The organism is Eubacteriaceae bacterium ES3, assembly GCA_030586155.1.
Lineage (GTDB): Bacteria > Bacillota > Clostridia > Eubacteriales > Eubacteriaceae > Acetobacterium.
Window position 1 is genome coordinate 2,105,692 of sequence record CP130741.1, and the last position, 20,238, is coordinate 2,125,929.

The 20,238-nt window shown below is 36.5% G+C and carries 15 protein-coding genes and 1 pseudogene; 2 read left to right on the forward strand and 14 right to left on the reverse strand.

From position 1 onward, the window contains the following. Positions 1 to 19 precede the first annotated feature (19 nt). The 4 genes from Q5O24_09600 to Q5O24_09615 are packed head-to-tail and all read right to left on the reverse strand — an operon-like array spanning position 20 to position 3,921. A complete protein-coding gene (locus tag Q5O24_09600) occupies positions 20 to 754 on the reverse strand; it encodes a DUF6063 family protein (protein ID WKY46632.1) in 735 nt (244 codons plus the stop codon). Next, positions 747 to 2,324: a hypothetical protein gene (locus Q5O24_09605; protein ID WKY46633.1), complete on the reverse strand. Its 1,578-nt coding sequence runs from the start codon at positions 2,322 to 2,324 to the stop codon at positions 747 to 749. Before Q5O24_09605 ends, Q5O24_09600 begins: the two co-directional genes overlap by 8 nt. After that, on the reverse strand, positions 2,299 to 3,327 hold the full coding sequence (locus Q5O24_09610) for a DUF2220 family protein (protein WKY46634.1): 1,029 nt from the start codon (positions 3,325 to 3,327) through the stop codon (positions 2,299 to 2,301). The genes Q5O24_09605 and Q5O24_09610 overlap by 26 nt, the downstream gene beginning before the upstream one ends. 36 nt (positions 3,328 to 3,363) lie before the next feature. Further along, entirely contained in the window at positions 3,364 to 3,921 is a 558-nt protein-coding gene (locus Q5O24_09615; GenBank protein WKY46635.1) for a WYL domain-containing protein, read from the reverse strand. A gap of 188 nt (positions 3,922 to 4,109) precedes the next feature. Between Q5O24_09615 and istA the strand changes: the two genes are divergently transcribed. Continuing rightward, positions 4,110 to 5,633 (forward strand): IS21 family transposase, encoded by a 1,524-nt coding sequence (gene istA, locus Q5O24_09620; GenBank protein ID WKY46636.1) that lies wholly within the window; start codon positions 4,110 to 4,112, stop codon positions 5,631 to 5,633. Further along, complete coding sequence (gene istB, locus Q5O24_09625; GenBank protein ID WKY46637.1) at positions 5,626 to 6,387, forward strand: IS21-like element helper ATPase IstB; 762 nt, start codon at positions 5,626 to 5,628, stop codon at positions 6,385 to 6,387. Before istA ends, istB begins: the two co-directional genes overlap by 8 nt. 135 nt (positions 6,388 to 6,522) lie before the next feature. On the opposite strand, the pseudogene Q5O24_09630 reads toward istB, so the two are convergent. The 10 genes and pseudogenes from Q5O24_09630 to Q5O24_09675 form a co-directional block, all read right to left on the reverse strand. Further along, positions 6,523 to 6,930: pseudogene (locus Q5O24_09630) on the reverse strand (WYL domain-containing protein). Between the two features lie 91 nt (positions 6,931 to 7,021). Further along, positions 7,022 to 8,146, reverse strand: coding sequence for a DUF4268 domain-containing protein (locus tag Q5O24_09635; protein ID WKY46638.1), 1,125 nt, complete (start codon positions 8,144 to 8,146; stop codon positions 7,022 to 7,024). A gap of 33 nt (positions 8,147 to 8,179) precedes the next feature. Continuing rightward, positions 8,180 to 13,237 (reverse strand): DUF4011 domain-containing protein, encoded by a 5,058-nt coding sequence (locus tag Q5O24_09640; GenBank protein ID WKY46639.1) that lies wholly within the window; start codon positions 13,235 to 13,237, stop codon positions 8,180 to 8,182. 70 nt (positions 13,238 to 13,307) lie between these two features. Continuing rightward, positions 13,308 to 14,993, reverse strand: coding sequence for an SAVED domain-containing protein (locus tag Q5O24_09645; protein ID WKY46640.1), 1,686 nt, complete (start codon positions 14,991 to 14,993; stop codon positions 13,308 to 13,310). A 64-nt stretch (positions 14,994 to 15,057) separates the two neighbouring features. Beyond that, positions 15,058 to 15,525: a Mov34/MPN/PAD-1 family protein gene (locus tag Q5O24_09650; GenBank protein WKY46641.1), complete on the reverse strand. Its 468-nt coding sequence runs from the start codon at positions 15,523 to 15,525 to the stop codon at positions 15,058 to 15,060. Positions 15,526 to 15,530: 5 nt separating this feature from the next. Then, positions 15,531 to 17,267, reverse strand: a complete 1,737-nt coding sequence (locus tag Q5O24_09655; protein WKY46642.1) for a ThiF family adenylyltransferase — start codon at positions 17,265 to 17,267, stop codon at positions 15,531 to 15,533. Positions 17,268 to 17,276: 9 nt separating this feature from the next. Further along, the gene (locus Q5O24_09660) at positions 17,277 to 18,284 is read right to left on the reverse strand and encodes a nucleotidyltransferase (GenBank protein WKY46643.1); all 1,008 of its coding nucleotides are present in this window, start codon (positions 18,282 to 18,284) and stop codon (positions 17,277 to 17,279) included. Between the two features lie 118 nt (positions 18,285 to 18,402). Further along, entirely contained in the window at positions 18,403 to 18,624 is a 222-nt protein-coding gene (locus Q5O24_09665) for a PC4/YdbC family ssDNA-binding protein (protein WKY46644.1), read from the reverse strand. Between the two features lie 53 nt (positions 18,625 to 18,677). After that, positions 18,678 to 19,472, reverse strand: a complete 795-nt coding sequence (locus tag Q5O24_09670; GenBank protein ID WKY46645.1) for a nucleotidyltransferase domain-containing protein — start codon at positions 19,470 to 19,472, stop codon at positions 18,678 to 18,680. Beyond that, positions 19,469 to 20,230, reverse strand: coding sequence for a hypothetical protein (locus Q5O24_09675; GenBank protein WKY46646.1), 762 nt, complete (start codon positions 20,228 to 20,230; stop codon positions 19,469 to 19,471). The genes Q5O24_09670 and Q5O24_09675 overlap by 4 nt, the downstream gene beginning before the upstream one ends. Positions 20,231 to 20,238 lie beyond the last annotated feature (8 nt).

Consider the following 20,238-nt stretch of genomic DNA (forward strand, 5'->3'; position numbering starts at 1 on the left):
CTTCACCGATTTTATCATTTTATTCCGGAATCAGATTATCCAGATAGTCGTAGATTTCGTTTTGTATTTCATCATCATTATAAGCATTGAGAATCGTGGCATTAAAACGTTCTGTAATATAGATGGCTTTGTCTCCATTCATTTCAACCAGTTTGATCAACTCCTGATTTTCCATGAATTTAAGTGTAGTATTAAGAATTTGAATTTTTGAGGCTTTTCCAACTTCCCTTTTACTATCACCTTCACCCTTATCAAGTTTTACACGCGGTAAATCCATCCACTTTTTAACGATCACTTCAAAGTTATATGATTTTTCATAGGATATTTCATCGAGATTTACTTGCTCCGAAAGTATCTCGATCTTTTTATCAATTACATCCATCAAATCATTGCTCTTAAGAAATGACTTCATAGGTGATGGACTAGCTTCAGGAAAAAATTCAGTTATAACATTAGCAATGATAAAAAGCGCCGTATACAGATCTTCGTTTCTAAAGTGGTAATAGATTTCTTTCCTCAATTCTGCATTTGTATATCCAAATGTCCGCATTCCAGGTACCGGAGATACATAAAAGGTCCCTGACCTTTCATTAAGAAAAAGGCCTGTTGTTTGACATATTTTCTCCAAATCACTAAGAATATCTCCGTCACTTATGATTCTTTCATGAATAACCGGGAATTCATCTCGAGAAAGGCTGCCTTTTTCAATGAGTATTTTTAACGCATTACCTACTGCTTCCATATTTTTAGCCATATTGCATACTTCCTTTCTCAATCAGACGTATTCTTATATTACCAATGCTCCTGTCCACATCCCCATTAATTTGTATCTTTTTCTTTGGTTCAGTTGATACATGAATCTCCGCATTATAGTTCATTTTCAATTTATCAAACCAAAAAAAAGTCAACAATTCTTGAACTTGAAATACCTCAATCGGCTTATCCTTAATCCATCTTTTTTCATTCAATGAAATCACTTGAGTGTTTTCAGCTCCGTAGGTATTTTCTATCTGTGCATCCGGCAAATAACTCAAGCTTAATAAAAAGCTTAATAAGTCTATCGATGTAATCGCTGCGTTGCCTTTTCCTTGTTCTACATAGGTCACGAATTCTGATATATCCTCAATCTCTTGATTGATTCTTATTAAATATTCAATCAATATTTCAAACAGCTTCAAATAATTATTTTTCATTCGTCCCTCAAAAATCATCTCATAATCTTCATGCTTTTGAGTTTTAATATTGATCTCTTCTGCCGGGGGAATATCGATATGCCTTGAAACCTTTTGTCCCGATAATGCTGTCGTTAAACCAAATCGTTTACTTCGCTTAGGCAATAACAAGGGTTGTATCGAATTCAAAAATGCTTCAATCGGCGTATCTACTTTTGATAATTCTTCAAAATGCTCTTTTAAATTGAACAGTGTCAGAAAAATATTGATCATTGATGATTTGTCAATTTCAAGCATCTCCACTGGCATTTTTGAAATCTCATTAGTATAGACCGCCTGAAGATTCGAACTTTTTCCAAGTTCCATTTCGATCGCTTTTAGTACTTCAATATCTTCAGGTGTCAATTTGATATTGTTGTTTTCCAGGTATTCAGTTTCTTTATACAATTCTAATCGTTCTTTAGCGCCTTCGTAATGACTTGTTTCTTCGTTTCGCAGCTCAAAGAAATCGCCCCAGTATTTCTTATATAAGCGGCTTGCTTCATCACGTCCATATCTGTTCATTGACAAGATCTCGTTTTTTACATCCAGTTGTCTCATTGTCTCCAGATTAATGTTTTTGATTGTATTCAAAGCAGCCCTGTACTTTTTCTTCTCCAGCTGAAGTTTGAACAGATATAGTGCTACTGTCAGCTTCGCTTCTTGAGGAATTTCCTTAGATGAAATGAGAAATTCCAGACCTTTATCTGTAATCTTAAAACCTTCATCCTTCAAACTATAATCAATATATGCTATCTTTACAGATTTTCTAGTTCTTATTTCATGATCATAGTATTCGAATTTTATTGGATCACCATTGGGTTTTGCCCCTTGAAGCTTGGATATCAAATTTTCTGCTATTTCATCAAGGTTATATTCTTCTTCAAAATCAATCCCTTTTAAGTACTCATATATGAATGTCTTTATTTCATATACTTTCATTGCATATGCATTTAGCCGGCCTTCCTCAACCATGTATATCAAAAGAGAGATGACCAGATTTCCTACTTCAAATGCATATGCCGTTGTGGTCACAATATAAAAATAGAGGGAATAAATGCCTATAATTTCTTGTCTGTTACTTGCATCAGAATAATCTATACTGTAGTCCATCCATAATCACCTTCATATCATCATAATTTAGAGCTTCTTGAGGTATGCAACCATCATTGTATAAGATAGACATAACAACCGTCTTATCTTCATCATATAAACTTGAAAGAATACCTTCTGCCTTTGTTGTGTCGATTTGTCTTTTGAAATTTAAAGCTCTACCTTCATCTTTCACAAGGTGATGATATAGCACTTTTGAGAGTGAAATATTATACTCTGGATAACGTTCAATCAAAGATCTTGCAATATCAAAGCCCTCTTGATCAACGTCGCCATAATATAAGAATGACCCGACGTGCTCCAGATCGTATATATGCAAAAAGTTAAAGATTTTGTTTACCGCCCTACCTTCACCAAATATTATGCCTTTAATATTGGTCTGACTGTTATTTAACAGCCGCAACAATGAAAAGCATGTATCTTTATTCTCAACAACTAATACAGTATCCCCTTTTGAAGAAACTGGAAAATAAAAGGGTGCTATCGTATCAACACCATCAAGGCTAACTATGTCTAAACACAGTTTATTTAATATTTTTTTACCATCAACCGAAGATTTCTCTATCTGAGTTAGTGCCTTTTCATCTTTAAAAATCTTATAGGCTATCTCATTGATCGTCAATTTTCCTGATTTGTTCTTCAAATAATCTCTAAGCCTTTTGATATGGTTTCTGTCTTTCTCATATTCATCCGGATTCTTCAAATAAAAGGATGCATCCATTCCTAAATCACGACTAATCAAATCGAAGGACATATTCTCTGATTGCCCAGCAAAATTCCATGTGTTTATGACAATTCTTCTTTGTATGCCATCAAGGTTCACTTCACCTTTTTTACTACGCGTGATTTGAATTATTTTATTGTCATTCAATTCTTGCAGTTGCTGTATGAACTCACGAACCTCTTCATGCGACCAAGTATAAAATGCTTTTTTCCTATATTCGTAAGCTAAGTCATATATATCAATCGTTTTCTTTCTGCTTCTCTTTAATATTTCTATCATGTACTCCGCTCCCATTACGGCACTTAGTGAGCTTTTCTAATACAAGTCAAGAATTTCACTCATGTGCGCTTTATATTGTTCTTTTACAGATTCCGGCGACAATATCTTCACCTTATTCCCAAACTGCGTGATCCAAGCAAAGAAAGTCGAACTAACTGCTACCTTAATCCATATATTAAAATTATCCTCATCCACTTTACCAATCTGAATATCTTTTCCAAACCGATCTACAACAGCATTCACAAGAGAATTATCCAGCTGCAGATTTACCATAACCTCTTCGCCGTTGAACATATTGAAGACCTTCTTGGTATATTCAGCAATGTCAAAGTGTTCTTTATCCGGTAAAGGATCTCTTTCCTCTTCTGTCAAATCAATGTCGCTCATTCGGTCTACTCTATAATGGGTAAATCCGTTATATTTCGTTGAAAAAGTAATCAGGTAATAATTTTCATCATCCCAAGATAATCCATAAGGACTGACTGTATACTTACCGCCGTTTTTTCTAAACACTTTTTCTTTTCTGATGTCGTAGTCAAAATACTTAAAAGTAACCTTCTTGTTCTGCGCAATAGCCAAGTGCAAGCTATCCACGTTGTAATAGATACTTTCATTGATAGTTGTTTAGTGTAAGCTATAAATACAGAAAGTTGCAAAAGCAAAATCCAGAGTATTGCAAGCTGCAAAATCCAGAATAATGCAAAAATCCATTGCGGGCAAAACTCAAATCAAATATCCTTGTATCTGACCAAAGAACAAGGAGGAAATGGAGAATGCTCACAATGGATCAAATACATGATATCAGATTTCGGTTTTATGAGAAAGGGGAAAATATTTCACAAATCGCTGAAGCACTGCACATGGACTGGCGGACTGTCCGCAAATATATTGATCAGACGGATTTCAACGAACCGGCACCCAGGCCGGCAGTTGAAAAAAAATTCTGTCCCAAGTTAGAACCTTATAAAGCGATCATCGATGAATGGCTGCTCAATGACAAATCTGCTCCCAGAAAACAGCGTCATACCGCCAAACGGGTGTTTGAACGTCTGCAGAAAGAAACACCCGGTTTTGACTGTTCCTATCGGACCGTTGCCAGTTATTATGCAGAAAAACACAAAGAAATTTTTAAACAGAACCCAAAAGCATTTCTGCCACTGGTACATCAACCAGGCGAAGCGCAGGTCGATTTTGGCACTGCTGAATTTTATGAAAATGGCCGCAAGCTGACCGGAAAATACCTGGAGGTCTCTTTTCCGTACAGCAACAAAGGTTATCTTCAGCTGTTCTACGGCGAAAACATGGAATGCCTGCTGGAAGGACTTGATGCCATCTTTCGGCATATCGGGTGTGTTCCGGCTGAACTCTGGTTTGACAACACAAAAGTTATTGTTACGGACATTATCCGTGGCGGTGGGCGTAAACTCACCGAAAAATTCGAGCGTTTCCGGGAACATTACGGTTTCAAGGCAGTCTTCATGAATCCAAACGAAGGCCATGAAAAAGGCAATGTTGAGAACAAGGTCGGCTATCAGCGCCGTAACTTTCTGGTGCCGGTTCCGCACTTTCTGTCACTGCCGGATTATAATCGTGGTTTGTTTAATCAATGCGAGGAGGATGCACAGCGGGATCATTACCGGTACGATGAGACGATTGAATCGCGTTTTCAGGCTGATCTGAAGGCATCGCGCGAATTGCCGTCTGTTCCTTTTAATCTTAATGGGCATAAGACCCTGAAAGCCGACAAATGGGCAAAGGTTTATCTGAATAAAGGCAGGCATGCCTATTCAGTGGCCCCTAAATATGCCCAGTGTTCGGTTCATCTGGTACTGACGTCAGCTGCTGTTATCATTCAGGATGAAAACTTTAGAGAAATCGTCCGCCATCGACGATTATACGGTGACAGCAAACAGGAACAGATGGACTGGCTGCCCTATCTGAAGCAGTTATCTCAGCGACCACGAGCGGTCAAATATTCGGGAATTTATGAAATGATGCCCGAAACCATGCGGTCTTTTTTGGCCTCCTGCTCAGACAGTGAAACCGCTCAGGTCATCAGACTGCTTTCAGAACTGACCAATCGATCCGGTTTTGAGAGCGCTCTGAATACAGTCGATCATGCCATTGCCTGTCAGGTAAAGGATGCTGACAGTCTTGCAAGTCTCTACCGGAGGCTGTATGCCGATGTTCCTGAACTTCCGGCCATGAATCTGCAGCCCGGAATTCCTCAAATGCAGCCGCTGATGCCGAATCTGGATGCTTATGACCGGCTACTTAATCAGAAGGAGGTTAGCCCCCATGCTTGACAATGAAATCTCTGAATGCTGCCGGAAACTGCGTCTCAGCCGGAACCTGGCCGAATTGGCTCAGACTGCCGAAGGTGACAGTCATCAGGAATATCTGTACCGGATTCTCAGCGAGGAACTCCAGTATCGGGAGATCTCCCGGACTGAAAAGCTGGTCAACAGTGCCGGATTCTACAGCCGTCAGACTTTTGAAGGCTACCGCTTTGACGAAATCACGCTGCCTGCGGATCTGACCCCTGAAAGCCTGAAATCACTTGCTTTTATTAATGACCACAAAAATATCATCATGTACGGCGGTACCGGAACCGGTAAAACCATGTTGTCAACCGCCCTTGGTGTGGCAGCCTGCCTTCAGGGTATACCAGTTAAATTTTTTCGAACAGCGGCACTGGTCAATAAGCTTTCTGAAGCAAAAGCAGCCGGAACATTGACTGCTTTTCTTAAAAAACTGAATAAAGCTGAGTTGCTTATTCTCGATGAATATGGCTATGTGCCGCTGGATCGGACGGGCTCCCAGCTGCTGTTTGAGATTATCTCCGACTGTTATCAGAACAGAAGTATTATTCTTAATACCAATCTGGAATTTTCCCGATGGGTCAATGTCCTTTATGATGAACAGATGACGGCTGCCATGCTGGATCGGTTGCTGCATCACTGTCATCTGATTTTATTCCCGGGTCCCAGTAACCGGATGCGAGAATCCAGCATTAATGACTTATATCGATCGATTTCGGAGAATCAGCCGAAAAACTGACAAACATTGCCTGCAATGCGGTAATTTCTGCTGAAATTGCTTTGTATTTCAGTTTGCAAAACTATGGATTTTCCAGAATGCAACATTCTGTATTTTTCACTTGCAACTTTCTGCAAAAAGAACTTGCAAAAAACAATTGATAGTCTTGACTCGATTTGTTACAAAGACTTGCCGTTGCAATGATTGTGCTTGTTTACGGCTGGCAAGGCTTTCAATTTTTTTAATCAGATCATTGCTTTTCTTATGGGTAACAAACTTTGAACACTGCACCGCATCTACAAGCAGTTTCAGCTCCGGCAACTCAAAAACTCTGCTGGCGACATAATAGTCTGTCGTCTTGGTCTTCCGCATTCCAATATCAAGACCATAGTGCCTCAATGCTTCCAGGTCATCATAAATGGATTTGCGTTCTGCCGTGATACCGTAAAGTTCCAGCTCTGCAATCATATCATTGATGGTCATTGTATTATTTTCATCTGTTTTTTCGTTTAGCATTTTGAGCAAATATAACAGCTTCAGTTTTTGATTCGAGCTTTTGGCCATAGTTTTCACCTCAGAGATTGATTTCATAAACAAATAACACCTCTAATGATAACATAATACCAGAAGAGGTGTACGATAAAACGGATAGTGACTATAATGTTTGTTTCAATTTGCTGATACTCTTCTTCAGTGCCTCATTTAAACGAATCATATGTTCAACCAAGAATGTCTGCATCTCCGGCCAATCTTCATCATTGAATACATTGACGCCTTCAAGAATAGAAGTAATTCTGGACATTTTTTTATCATCCAGCCTTTGCCATGTCAACTCTTTACCGAAAATCTGTTCGATCTCGTCCTTGTGCTTTATAAGTTCGTCATAGATTGCTTTGTTATCCTCTTTAACCGGTTTATTGATTCCAAGCTCGACTGCTGCATATTTTTTGGTAATAACAAAACTGTAACCCAAGCCACTCATGCCAGCTCCGGCTGTAAGCCAGTGATCATAATGAGTGGAATCGGTGCTGATACCACTATACAGCTGAGACTTTGCATTCATTTTAGGCAGCAGTTCTTTCCAGAAACGATCTCTGATTAATTCTCTTTCTGCAATTTGAGCGCCTGTTGCCACTTCATCATGAGCCTTTTCATCAAGAGATATTGTAATATCTGCAACATCCTTTACCGGTATAATTTGCTCAGTATCAAGAAGCAGATGTCCTTCAAACAGATATGGCGTGACCTTGATGCACTGTATCTGTATTCTGAACTTTCTTGCCCACAAAACTGTCGACGTGACTTCCTTTCGGAATTCTCTAGCAACCAGAATGATTCGCTGTGATAAATCGTGATTCAATTGCACCTCATCAAAGTCCGATTTGTTCAAGAAATCGCATATTTTATCTTCAGCAATAATACCAGGCTCCGTTTTGTTCAAGTAATCCTGATAAATCTTTCGAATACCGTCTTTACCAAGAGTCGAACAATAGGATGCATATTTCATTGCTTGCCAAGTCACATCTTTGCCTGAGTCATCCAGCTTATTTTCAATAATGACAAGGTTTCCCTTACGGTCAATGGCTAGCAAATCCAGACGCTCATTGGTATCTAAGAAGCCACTGAATTCCTTCTGTATGATGAGTAGTTCTTCACCTAGAATAGCCGGTTCCTTGACGATCCATTCTTGCAAATCATCTCGTTCCTTTAATCCAAGGGACGAGAAAGTGATTGCTTCAATTTTCCTAGATTGTTTGTTGTCTGTATCAATAATATACATATGCCACCTCTTTTCAAATGGTCCTGTAATGTTTTAAATGACGATCACTTTGCCATCAATCTCTTTGACTTTTTGACTTTCTTTTAATTGTTCATAAGCCTCCAACATAGAGCTGTTAATTTTCTCGGTTTTTCTTTTAAATCCATAGGCTCTCGCTGTCTCTGAACAAATTGAATCTACAGTCGCTCCCACACATACTTTGGCTACATGATACATCGCAACAGCAAGCTCTTCCGTACTAATATGCTGAATTGGTCTGATGTTATTATGCATTGGTTTAATAGCAACTTCTTTATTAGGTATTAAGAAATCACCTTGCTTAATGATATGATTTTTCAAATGAGGCAGCTTATAATCTACCTCTTTCCTTACGGTCGAAGATACTTTCTCCAGTCCAAACAGAGGAGCGATTCGTTTACATAACAGGTCATAATGAACAGGATATTCTTTATTGACAACTTCAACAATACAATCGGCAAGTTCTAAATAACCACCTGAATTTCTTGGAAGACTATTAAAGTCCGTTTCATCCCTTATTTCAAATTGATATGGATTCTCATTGTCTTCCAAGTCCAATTCTTTAGTATCGATGGTTAAGTATGTCTGCAGCAAATTATCGTCCTCATTTTCAGAATTATTAACCACAGCTGGCTCGTCCTCTCCTACCTCATACTCCAAAAATGCGTATTCAATTGCTTCAATCAATTTCTCGCCTTCCGTCACAGGATCTTTAATCCAGTCAGTAGACCATATTCTGTATATCTTCCATCCCATATCTTCCAATACGGATTGTCTCAGTCGATCTCTTTCTCTTGCAGTCCTAGCGGAATGATATGCAGCACCATCACATTCAATCCCCAGTACGTATTTACCACTATGAGTTGGATGTTTTATGGCTAAATCGATACGGTATCCGGAACAGCCGATTTGAGTTCCCACTTGATACCCTTTTCTATCCAGGTAATTGAACACAGCTTCCTCAAACGCTGAATCATGTTCGATGATATTACTCTCCGTAGTTTCTGAAAGCAATACAGAAGGACCATGAATTGCAAAATCAATATAACCTCTTAATAACTTTGGACCTTCCGATGATACTCTATTTAGATCAATATCTGTCGGCATGATAGATCCTACAAGTTTTACATTATGCTTTGCTCTTGTGATTGCTACATTTAAACGCCTTTCACCACCCGATTTACTTAACGGACCGAAATTCATATGCATCTGTCCACCCTGAGGTGGTTTAGCATAACCGATGCTGAAGATTATTGTATCTCTTTCATCCCCTTGGACATTTTCTAGATTCTTGATGAAGAATGCCTCAACCGAATCTTCTTTAAAGAAGTGTTCAAATGACGGTTCTTTCATTCTAAGGTGTCTTACTGCTCCATCTATGGCTTGTTGCTGCACCTCACCAAACGCAATGACACCTAATGAGCGATTAGGGAATTTTCTGAAATGATCAAATACCATCTCAGCGATTTTTTGTGCTTCAACAACGTTTCCTTTTTTCCCGCCACGGTCATAAAAGCCTTCTTTCACATGGATATACTCAACACCATGGTCATTAACTTTTTCTGTATTAGACGGGAAAGTAACCAACTTATTCTTATAAATCTTTGCGTTCGAAAAAGCGATCAGATGTTCATGTCGACTTCTATAATGCCATAAAAGTGTTCTTTCCGGCAACAAGTTAGCCTCATCCAAAATCGACTCATATGCATTCACATCATCAAGCTCATCATCTTCATCATTATCAAAGTCTTCGTCAGAAACAGACGCAGCGAAAAAATTTGTCGGAGGAAGCTGCTTGCTGTCTCCAGCAATAATAACCTGCTTTGCCCTTGAAATTGCTCCAATAGCGTTTTCTGTATTAATTTGTGATGCCTCATCAAAGATAACCATGTCAAATTCGTAGCTTTCAGATTCAAGGAAGATACTTACCGACAGCGGTGACATCATTAAACACGGCTTTAATGTCAGTAACAGATTAGGAATTTGAGCAAACAACTTTCTAATAGGCATAATTCTTCTTTGTTTGCTTAATTCTCTTTTAAGGATGCTTATTTCGTCTGCACCATTGGTAAACCTATTAAGCGACGGCAAATTCTCTATCAATTTTTTCTTTATTCTAGCTTTAGCGATATCCAGCTGTTCTTTATCTAACGTTGAAAATTCATTTATTATGAAGTCCTGATTTTTTCTTCTGAAGTTCATAACCTCTGGATATTGGGGCAGTATCGCGTCCAGCCATAAACGATAGAACCGTTTCCTAAAGACTGGTATAATTTTATTGGTTTCGATCTGTATTTCCTTCATCTTGCTAATATAATCTTCAAGGCCTTCCTTGATACAGTTTTCCTGTGCGGTTCTGAAATCGATCCATTCTTCTAGACTTGCAAGACCGTTCTTGCATTTATCAACTCTATCAAGCAAAGCACTAACGGTACACTTCTGGAGGACATCCTTCTCATCAAAAAGATTTAAAAACCAACTGAATTCTTGATCTATTTGCTGTAAAGCATCTTTTACATTTATTAAGAATCCATTGCATAAACTTACCTTGTCACTCTTCCTGCAAATGTTTTCTATAAATTCCTGGTTAACACTGTACATTTCAGTTGTTTTTCTAAACTCACTGGCCCATTCCAATGTTTCTCTAACTTGATCCCAATCCGTATTCAGTCCTAAATACAAGCCTTCATAGTGATTTTTAAGCTTAATACCATTGAATTCGATCAAGTTTGTCATTTCTTTCAAGGTATTCAAAGAGCCAAGTCCAAATTCAAGATTTGAATACATTTCCAACATTGAAGCCAAAACAGACAAATCTGTATTTTCTCTTTCAAATGCTTCATGAAACTGAGCTTGGTATTCCGATGTATTCTCAGACATCCAATCGGATATTTCTGCCATTTGCTTCAATATCATGAGGGTTTGTACAACCGTTTCATCATCAATCTTTTTGACAATGGTTTTGTATTTACCCAAAATCTCTTTCTTATCCAATTTATACTGCTTCTTAAAAATTTTGAAGAAGGATGTATATTCTGTCTTAAATCTAAGCAGCATAGCCTGATAGTCAACCGCGAAAATTTCATTCTCAAATCTACTCAGCAAATCCTCTTTTAATGTGCGATAGTCATTTAATTTATTGTTTAATGTACTATATAAATTTTTAGCTTTTTCAATGCTTCCTGTCTTATTCCATGTTGAATAAGACTGTTTTTTACCAATATAGTCATTCAGTTTCTTAATAACATAATCTATCTGACTTGAAGTAAGCAGTTCTCGATCTTCGATATTAAGCAGATTAGATTCCATGTTTTCGATCTTCAGATAAATAGCAAAGAGTACTTCCTTCGTCTCAAGATACTTTCTTTTGAGTGCTGAAAATTCATCAATCTCTTTATACAGCCCTGCCAAATCATCACTGATGATCCAGCTAACTGGAACTAAGGGTGAATATGAAGAAATTTCCAGAATATCAGACAGATTTCTTAAATCTGCATATGAATGAAACCCTTGTATGTCAAGTGTGCTTTCAATGGTGTTGAATAATTCGATTGCTTTTGTAAGCTTTGGCATCAATTTGTTCAGATTCGAGCCTATGTCGTGTCGCAACTCATTCGTCACGGTTTGAACATTTGCACTATTCCAAGGATTCGCCTTATAGTCATCTGTCATTTTCCCTAGTGTATGAACAAACTGATTTAATAGATTTATAAATCGATTGTATTTTTGAGAAGTTATCTCATTCACATTAGGTACGTTAAAAATAATGTCTTCATATCCATTTAAGTTTGCCAATATGCCATTGACCTCATAGATTGTTTTTTCCAGAGGCATTATTTTTGTATGGATTGCATCGATATATGCATTCAATTTTTCTTTATCCGTCTGTAATAGATCCAGTTTTTGAAACGCTTCATCGCTTAATTTAACAGTATTTTGGGTAAACTCAAGAACGGTTCTGAGTTGTTCCAGAACTTCCTTTTTATTCGCTTTATGGCTATGCAAAGTAAGGCAAAAATCTTCCAAGCCTGACATGGATAATCTTCTATGTACAACTTCCAGTGCGGCCATTTTTTCTGATACAAAAAGAACCTTTTTCCCATCTGCAATGCTTTCCGCAATGATATTCGTTATTGTTTGACTTTTGCCTGTTCCAGGAGGACCCTGCAATACAAAACTCATTCCTTTTTTGGCGCTTACAATTGCGTCCTGTTGACTGGAATCCGCATCAACCACTTGAAAAACATCCACGGGCTTTGTTTGCTTATCATGATCAAAATTATTGATACTATCGACATCATAATTAGTTGCACCTGCTTCTCCTGAAATAGTGCGTATGACAGTATGCGCTTTAATTTTATCCTTATGCTTATCGATATCTCTGTACATGTTGATTTTCAAAAAGGACAGTAAGCTAAAACTGGCATCTTCAACAAGTTCCCACTTGTTCTTTGATATCAGTTCTCTGATTTGATTAAAGTACGCTCTCAAGTCTTGATCTTCATCTATCTCTGGCAAAACAATACCAAAATCATTTTCCAATTTGTATTTCAATGTTGGGTTAATAACAATTTCATCTTCATGAATATTGAGAATATAGGGATCATTAATGGATTCTATTGTTAATGATGCCGGCACTAACACAAGCGGAGACATCAAGTACTGTTCTGATTTTCCTGACTCTGTCCATTTTAAGAAGCCGAAGGATAAATAGAAAATGTTTACGCCAAGCTCTTCCATGGCTGTTTTAGCCTTTTCTCTCAGAGATCTTAATGTCTTTTGCTGTTCTTTGAGTGTTTGATTGGTCTGAATATAGCTTTGAAGGTCAATTGATTCATCCTCATCAATTAGGCTTAATTGCCCACCGCTTGTATCTGCTAATTCTTCGTCAAAAAAAGGAAATTCTATCGCCCTTTCGTTCACAACAAAATCCTGCCATAGATTTAAAATATCAGGTTTTACAATCTTTAAACTTGATCTTTTGGTCTCTTTGTAATTGATTAATCGGTTTCTTTTTCCAAGGTCAAGTAGTTTGTTTTTCCAAGCTTCCAATTTTAAATCTATGACAGCCATATCTCCACTCCCTATCTACGAATGATTACATTCTGTTATTTATTTTGTAATTACTAAATTGTCATCAACATCAATTACGAATTGCCTTCAAATCATATATTCTTGTGTATTGATTTCCTTTCAATACCCTTTGATAATTATATACAAATGTGCTCGGGTACATATTTTCACGTATTATTCTTCCAACTTCAATACATACTCCCGCAGGAGCCGCTAAGAAAAGATGTATCTCGTCATATTTATAATAAATCCTATCCAACTCAATCTTCAATGCTTTCTTTAATCTTTGAACGTCTGCATAATAATTTAAGTATGATAACTGCGGCTTTTCTACTCCAATAGACAGAAGGTCAAACTCACCATTTAAAGCAGACTCTATGTCAACAATATCAATAGGTGCGCTTATATTGACGGATACTGCTAATATTTTTGAACCGTTTGTTTTCGAATTTAAAACAATTTTTATGTAGTCATCTTGTTCATTATAAACCCATTTATCTTCATTTTCAAAATACTGGTATATATTAATATTCGGATTATCATTTTGAAGCAAATATCCAAAAGCAACAAGTAATGGAATCGCTGCTATTGGGAATATATGTACTGCGTTATTTGAATTCTTTATTATGCTCTCATAGATATTGATAACTTCATTCAAACATGCATTCCATTCTTCAGTTGATTTAGGCCTTATATTTTGAATAGATGATTTATAGATCGCAGAATTTTCAATATTAAAAGCTTTCATTATGGAATCATAATTTAATGAAACTCCAAACAATTTAAAATCAACAATAATGTTTCTACTGGCTTCTGGCATCTTCGTAAATTTTTCTCCATGAAGATAGTATTTACCATGTTTAGCTGGAGTGACTCTATAATCATATGTCCATTTAGCAAGACTAATTTCCCAATTATAAAATTGAAAATGACTTTGATCTGTTTCAGTATTTATTTCTCCAACGATGAACCCTGCAGGATAATCTTTATCTTCAGCCCTTCCCTGTCTACAAGAGCAAAATTCTGTATCAATAGATGGATCAAAAACCACGGTGGCATCATGACAGTGACCACCTAAATATAAATCAATATCCATCGTCTTAAACAGACTCTTTATATGTGCCTCTACACAGTTGTTAAAATCACTCATTCGATGATGTCCAATTGCGATCTTAATTGGTTTTTTCTGTATTATCGGATCCGAAATACATTTAAATAGGCTATTGAGCCCAACATGCAATTTGCCTGATTCGTTTTCTGAATCGTAACACATCCAAGCAGTATTAAGGTGAATTATTCCAATATTTTCATCTAAACTTTCAACAAAATGGATTTTATCTTTAGGATATGTTCTCCCCAGTATAGTTTCATACGTGTCAAAAAAATCGTATTGAGCCTTGTTTAGTTTGTCATAATATACACATTCATCTTCATCAAATAATTCAATTTCCCAGGCTTTTCGAATGATTTGTTTTCTATCGTCAGGTATACTTCTATTCAAATCATGATTCCCCGGAATCATAAAAACCTTCTGTAATGGAACATCAGTAACTGCAATAATCCTATTAATCAGTGACTCAGCATCTTGATATCCACAATTTTTATCACTTACATCGCCTGTAATAATAATAAAATCAAACGAGCTCTGTCGACTAATGTCTTGAATCTCTGCGATTAATGCTTCTCGCATAATAGTGGTTTTAATTCCTGAAGCTATCGAATGTAAATCTGATAAATGTAACCATCTATATCTCATATAAAACCCTCCATCCAAGCGAAATAAAAGCTATAATAAAACTTTTTAGTTACGCAAACCATTCCTACGTATTATGAGTTTCCATTTTTACTATTTTTCCGTCCAATACACTCCACACACCAATCTGCTCAGTACCAACAATCACAAAAAAAAGCCATACCGAATTTTGTTTTCTTTTTGATATCTGCAACCAGTTTCTTCGATCTATCCAAGATGGTTGAGGCACACGTTGATTATGGGTATGCCACTCTCCAATATAGGTTTTTATAAATCCAGATTCTTTCCACAAATTATCCATTATTTCTTGATGTCCAAGCTCTGCACGTATATACCTATTCTTGGTACACTTATCTTTTTTTTGAGGTACTGTTATATCAGTAGCGATTACTTGTTTTTCTGCAGGATTTAGCTTTCCAACGATAATTCCACCGCTTTCAATTGCAAAATTATAATTGTCGATATAACTGGTCCATTTTTGATAAACAACTTCATCTATAGAAAAAACCATAGACTTCTCACAATAATAGTCCATGTGATTTACTCCTTATCTCTTCGATTACATATGCTACAATTCTGGTTTGTAATCGCTTCTATGGTAATATTACGATTATTTATATTGGCCAAATACCATTCCGATAAGTAAAATCCTTGTCCAAGTAGTTCTTCCGATTCTCCTATCCAAGAAGACACAGAATTATTAGTATATGTGCCATTCAAAATACCAATAGACTGTCTTGCAGCCAACAACGCTGTTTGTTGAGAGTCCAGGCAACTATATGGAACAAAAGCCCCACTACATCCCGATAGATTTTTCTTGAAATTCTGTTCTGGAGCAACAAAGCTACCTCTAAATTGAACCAAGTCACTTGAAATCACATCTGTATACAGGCACTGCAAGCATGATTTTTTGTCAATATTTATTGATATCACATGGCCTCCGACACCATAGGGTTCATTGAAGCAACATACAAATGGTGTTTCAATATTATTGTCATTTAAGATTCTGTTTATCTCAAGGTTAATCGTTGGCTCACCAAGTGCTGAAATTATGAGATCATATTGTCCTAATCGTTTTTCATCGGAAATAAATTTTTGAGCACTTCTATCTGTATAATTTAATGGATCAATATCTGCATAAGGATACATCGCTTCTAGTTTTTCCTTAACAAGATCAGCTTTATATCCATACTTTTTAGGGCTTATTGCATCAAAACCAAGCCAATGTCTATGTACATTCTCTGGCTGGAAAAGATCATTATCTAAAATATCAATATTCATAATTCCCGCTTGGCAAAGATTATTGGCAATAAAGCCCCCGATTGAACCGCATCCAAGCAAAAGTACTCGTTTCTCTTTCAGTTCTGACATTGCACCGCCCCGCATAGTTAAATACTCAAAATCAATTCTTTCTACAAAAACATTTTCTACTCTGCACATCTGGTTACAACCAATCTTCAAATACCTTGAATTATTAAATTCTATACGGAAACCAAATAATATATCCCCCTCTTCAGCCGGGTAAGCAAGGATTATATATCGCATATAATGCTTAACTTTCTTATCAAGGAACTTTTTAAACTGACGCCTTACAGATGAACTGGTATTCTCAACAATGTACCTTCGAACCACGCTCCACTTAAATTGTTTTGCCAGTGGTATCATAGAACTTCCTGCTCTAATTTTGATAACCAGACAGGTTCTTTCGAAATCGTTTTTATCCGGAGCAAGGCCAAAATTATTACGCAGAATAACCTCCGCTTCGTCTTTTGTATTGCCTATGATACTAGTTCCATGTGATATGACAATCGGTATTTCAGCATATTTAATGTCCTTTGTATCAAGACAAGAATATGCCATTTTATTTCGAATTGAAAGCCAATACGAATCAAATTCTCTACAAACCTCATTATTATACGTTTTACTTCCAGGTTGTATATTTAGAATCTTCACAGCTTGATCAAAGCAATCAAGTACTAACTGATCAGCCATAGCTTGTTTGATTAATATTGCACTAGAGTCAAAAAGGCATATCTTCCCCTCTGTCCCCACATGTGCCCGAAATTTATTATTATCGGCAACAAAAATATCCGGCAAAGTTAGTGGGAAGTCTGTGGAAAACGAGATTATCATCTCAATCTTATCGCAATTTTCAAGTAGGATGTTCCCGCTGTACTCTGCAATATATTTCTTATTGCAGTTTTCAATTTGTTTGAAACAAACATCGCGATGAATATTAAGATAATCAATGATACCTACTATATCCTCATTTGTCATAGGCATCACTTACGCTGATTCAGATGTACCGACCATGCTCTTGTCAACAGTAACAGGAAAATCTGCACCGAATAAATTGACCAAAGTCGAACATGCATCAGCCTTCTTTTCTTTTGTTTTTACGTCATCAAGCTTTGTACTCATCGATGCAACCTTCTGGTAAAAGTTCTCCATCTGCTTATCTGTCATCTTTTCAAACAAATCATTACCGGGTTCTACCGGCAAGGCAGTAGCAATAATATGATAGTATTTTTCGTCCTGACTGTTCCATGATAATGTGAATTCATTTTCAATATTCTTTACCATATTATCAAGTGCTGAAAAATCATCATACACGTACTTTTTGGTTGACCAATCATACTGTTTACTAACTGAAAACAAATGATATGCAAGTACCGTAAGACTTATTCCTGTCGGTGCTTCATTCCCGTTTGAAGAGAATTGATGCGTTCTCCACTTTTTCATATATCGAATCACTCTTCGAAATTGAGCTGCGTCATCTCCACTGTGTTTTCCTTTAATTGTCGTAATTAATCCTTGAGGATCGGATAATTCCCATTTTTTGTTTTCAGTCGTAGAATACTCTTTACCTTTGGCTATATACAGTTTTCCATCAACATTATCTGCCGCATATATTGCAAAGTCTACATGAAAAACTGACTCACCTTCTTTTTGGTATGTAACAGTGACACAGGATCTACGAATTTCAACACTCTTTGTATGACCTTTCAAGGCATCTCTAACCCATTTCTTTGCCACGAGTGGATCTGAATAATCCTCTTTATTAATGTTGAACTTAATGCCAACATCAATATCATAATCTTCATCTTCGGGAATGATCCCAGTGCCCATAGCATAGCTTCCTTGATTAAAGGTCGTATATGCAGCTGCATCTTTAGATATATTGTCTTTAAGCTTTTTCAACAAAATATCTCTCTTTTCTCGCAAAGTAGCATTTTCATCATCCAATTTGATTTTGTTATGAAAATCAATAAATTCCTTTTGTAAATTAACCATTCTACACCTCACCACTTTCATGTTAGAATAAATTTATTAGTTTCATTTTCATATATTCAACTGTTTACGCTGACCGTCAACTCTATTCCTTAATCATTGCCCTGTTTTGAATAAAAAATCACAGTTCCAAGTTAATCAGAGTTTCCTTTAACAATTTCAGCTCATCATGAGTCAATGTAATCCCTTTACCCATTTTTTGATGCGTAGGATCCCATTCTCTTAAGTCATATTTCGCTTCTTTGTCATTCCAGCTCACAAGATTTAATTCTTTAGTCCAGCCTTTCGCTGATTCCGACAATACACCAATATTTTCTTTGATTTCATATTTTATTTCTGCCATTTCAATACCTCCACTCTTTATTCATTTTCCATTAATGCAACGTAATTGATGATTTACACAGTTGGCAAAAGCTTCTTCAACTTCTCTTCTGCTGAAGATTCATATCCCTGAGTTCTTAAATTCTTGATTTCAGCGATATTATTTTGCAAACTCTCCACCTTTGTTCTATCAGTTTGATTTAAATGGCCAGTTGGCAAGCTTAATGCAAATTCTGCAAAATAATCAAACACCGAACTGGTATAATAGCCATAACTTTTATTCACTATATACTCTTCTAAAAGATAGGACGCATAAAGATGATTTTGCCTTGCATTCCAATATTTCGCTAATCTAATCATAGGCTTAATCTTACTGTTTTCATTGACATTCTTATTTGTCAATGCCGTATTAAACTCATTTGGCTTCGTAAGGATCCATTCTTCATACACGTTTTGTGGAGCCGGAATATAATATGATTTTGTCCATAGCAAATTCTCAGAATAAGCAGGTAGCAATTCAAATTTTATATGATTCAAGCTCAATACTATTGTCGGAGATGACTGGAATATCTCTGAAGTTGAATAATACTTTTCAGCAAACTTCTTCAATCTATTAAGATGCGTCTGTGGTTTATAAGCGCTACCATTCTTGAAGACAATCATAAAATCAATATCTGAGTTACTATCAGCTTTTCTTGGAAGTATTGTTCCACGCGTATATGATCCGAACTCAAACATTTCTTCGATATCTTCAAAATAGGCACTTAATCTTGATCTCAAAGTTGATATAGATGTTCTAATACTTTGCTTTTCGGTTTCACTTAAGACCAAATTACTCGATAAAGTTTCAGCATAACTATTTACACTCATTCATTTCCCTCCATGTATTTTTTCCTTAGAATATTCCACTCCGTTGTAAGTTCCTGATTTAGCTGATTGAATATTTTCGAATCCAGCCTAATATTTGTATCTGCAATTAACACTTCGTATTCTAGCCACGTTTTAATAAATTTCACTTCATTTTCATTTAACTTGCAACTATTTGTAATGTGGCTGCTTATGTCCTTTAACTCGTCAAACGTTTTTTCAACCTCGTTTCTGAAGCGATATGTGTTGATAATATCTAACAGAAAATATCTGGACAGAAACAACTGGAGAATAGGTATCGCGAACTGATTCCTATTGATTCCATAAACTGATAATAATATTATAACGATAAGAAATATCAAATTCACAGGTAGGCACTTTTTGAACATAGCTTTTGATACATTGAAGGAAAAAAACGTGTTCTCAAAAAGGTTTGCTACAGTTTTCTTCATGCCGATGTCCATTTCATCATTATCATAATATTCATCTGATGAGTCATGTACAAATTTCGTCCCAAAAGAATTATCGATAAAATCTTTTCTTCTGATCTTTTCAGCACGCAGCTTAAAATCTTGTGCAACGCCCTCTAAAACGGCTAAGAAGACTATTGAAATAACGGCCAAATAATCGACAACGCCATCAAGCTTAAAGACTGTAGCCACAATTGATAATAGAAAAATCAACCAATAAGAAATATCATACACCTTTGATAATATCTGTTCTGTTTCAAAATAATTGGTTTGCGGCGAAAACTTTGCCATTACATTAC

Coding starts and splice junctions, on each gene's coding strand:
- Q5O24_09610 (WKY46634.1), bottom strand. CDS start 3,327: ATGATAGAAATATTAAAGAGAAGCAGAAAGAAAACGATTGATATATAT.
- Q5O24_09655 (WKY46642.1), bottom strand. CDS start 17,267: ATGACAAATGAGGATATAGTAGGTATCATTGATTATCTTAATATTCAT.
- Q5O24_09665 (WKY46644.1), bottom strand. CDS start 18,624: ATGGCAGAAATAAAATATGAAATCAAAGAAAATATTGGTGTATTGTCG.
- Q5O24_09640 (WKY46639.1), bottom strand. CDS start 13,237: ATGGCTGTCATAGATTTAAAATTGGAAGCTTGGAAAAACAAACTACTT.
- Q5O24_09605 (WKY46633.1), bottom strand. CDS start 2,324: ATGGACTACAGTATAGATTATTCTGATGCAAGTAACAGACAAGAAATT.
- Q5O24_09670 (WKY46645.1), bottom strand. CDS start 19,472: ATGAGTGTAAATAGTTATGCTGAAACTTTATCGAGTAATTTGGTCTTA.
- Q5O24_09675 (WKY46646.1), bottom strand. CDS start 20,230: ATGGCAAAGTTTTCGCCGCAAACCAATTATTTTGAAACAGAACAGATA.
- istB (WKY46637.1), top strand. CDS start 5,626: ATGCTTGACAATGAAATCTCTGAATGCTGCCGGAAACTGCGTCTCAGC.
- Q5O24_09650 (WKY46641.1), bottom strand. CDS start 15,525: ATGGACTATTATTGTGAGAAGTCTATGGTTTTTTCTATAGATGAAGTT.
- Q5O24_09645 (WKY46640.1), bottom strand. CDS start 14,993: ATGAGATATAGATGGTTACATTTATCAGATTTACATTCGATAGCTTCA.
- Q5O24_09600 (WKY46632.1), bottom strand. CDS start 754: ATGGCTAAAAATATGGAAGCAGTAGGTAATGCGTTAAAAATACTCATT.
- istA (WKY46636.1), top strand. CDS start 4,110: ATGGATCAAATACATGATATCAGATTTCGGTTTTATGAGAAAGGGGAA.
- Q5O24_09660 (WKY46643.1), bottom strand. CDS start 18,284: ATGGTTAATTTACAAAAGGAATTTATTGATTTTCATAACAAAATCAAA.
- Q5O24_09635 (WKY46638.1), bottom strand. CDS start 8,146: ATGTATATTATTGATACAGACAACAAACAATCTAGGAAAATTGAAGCA.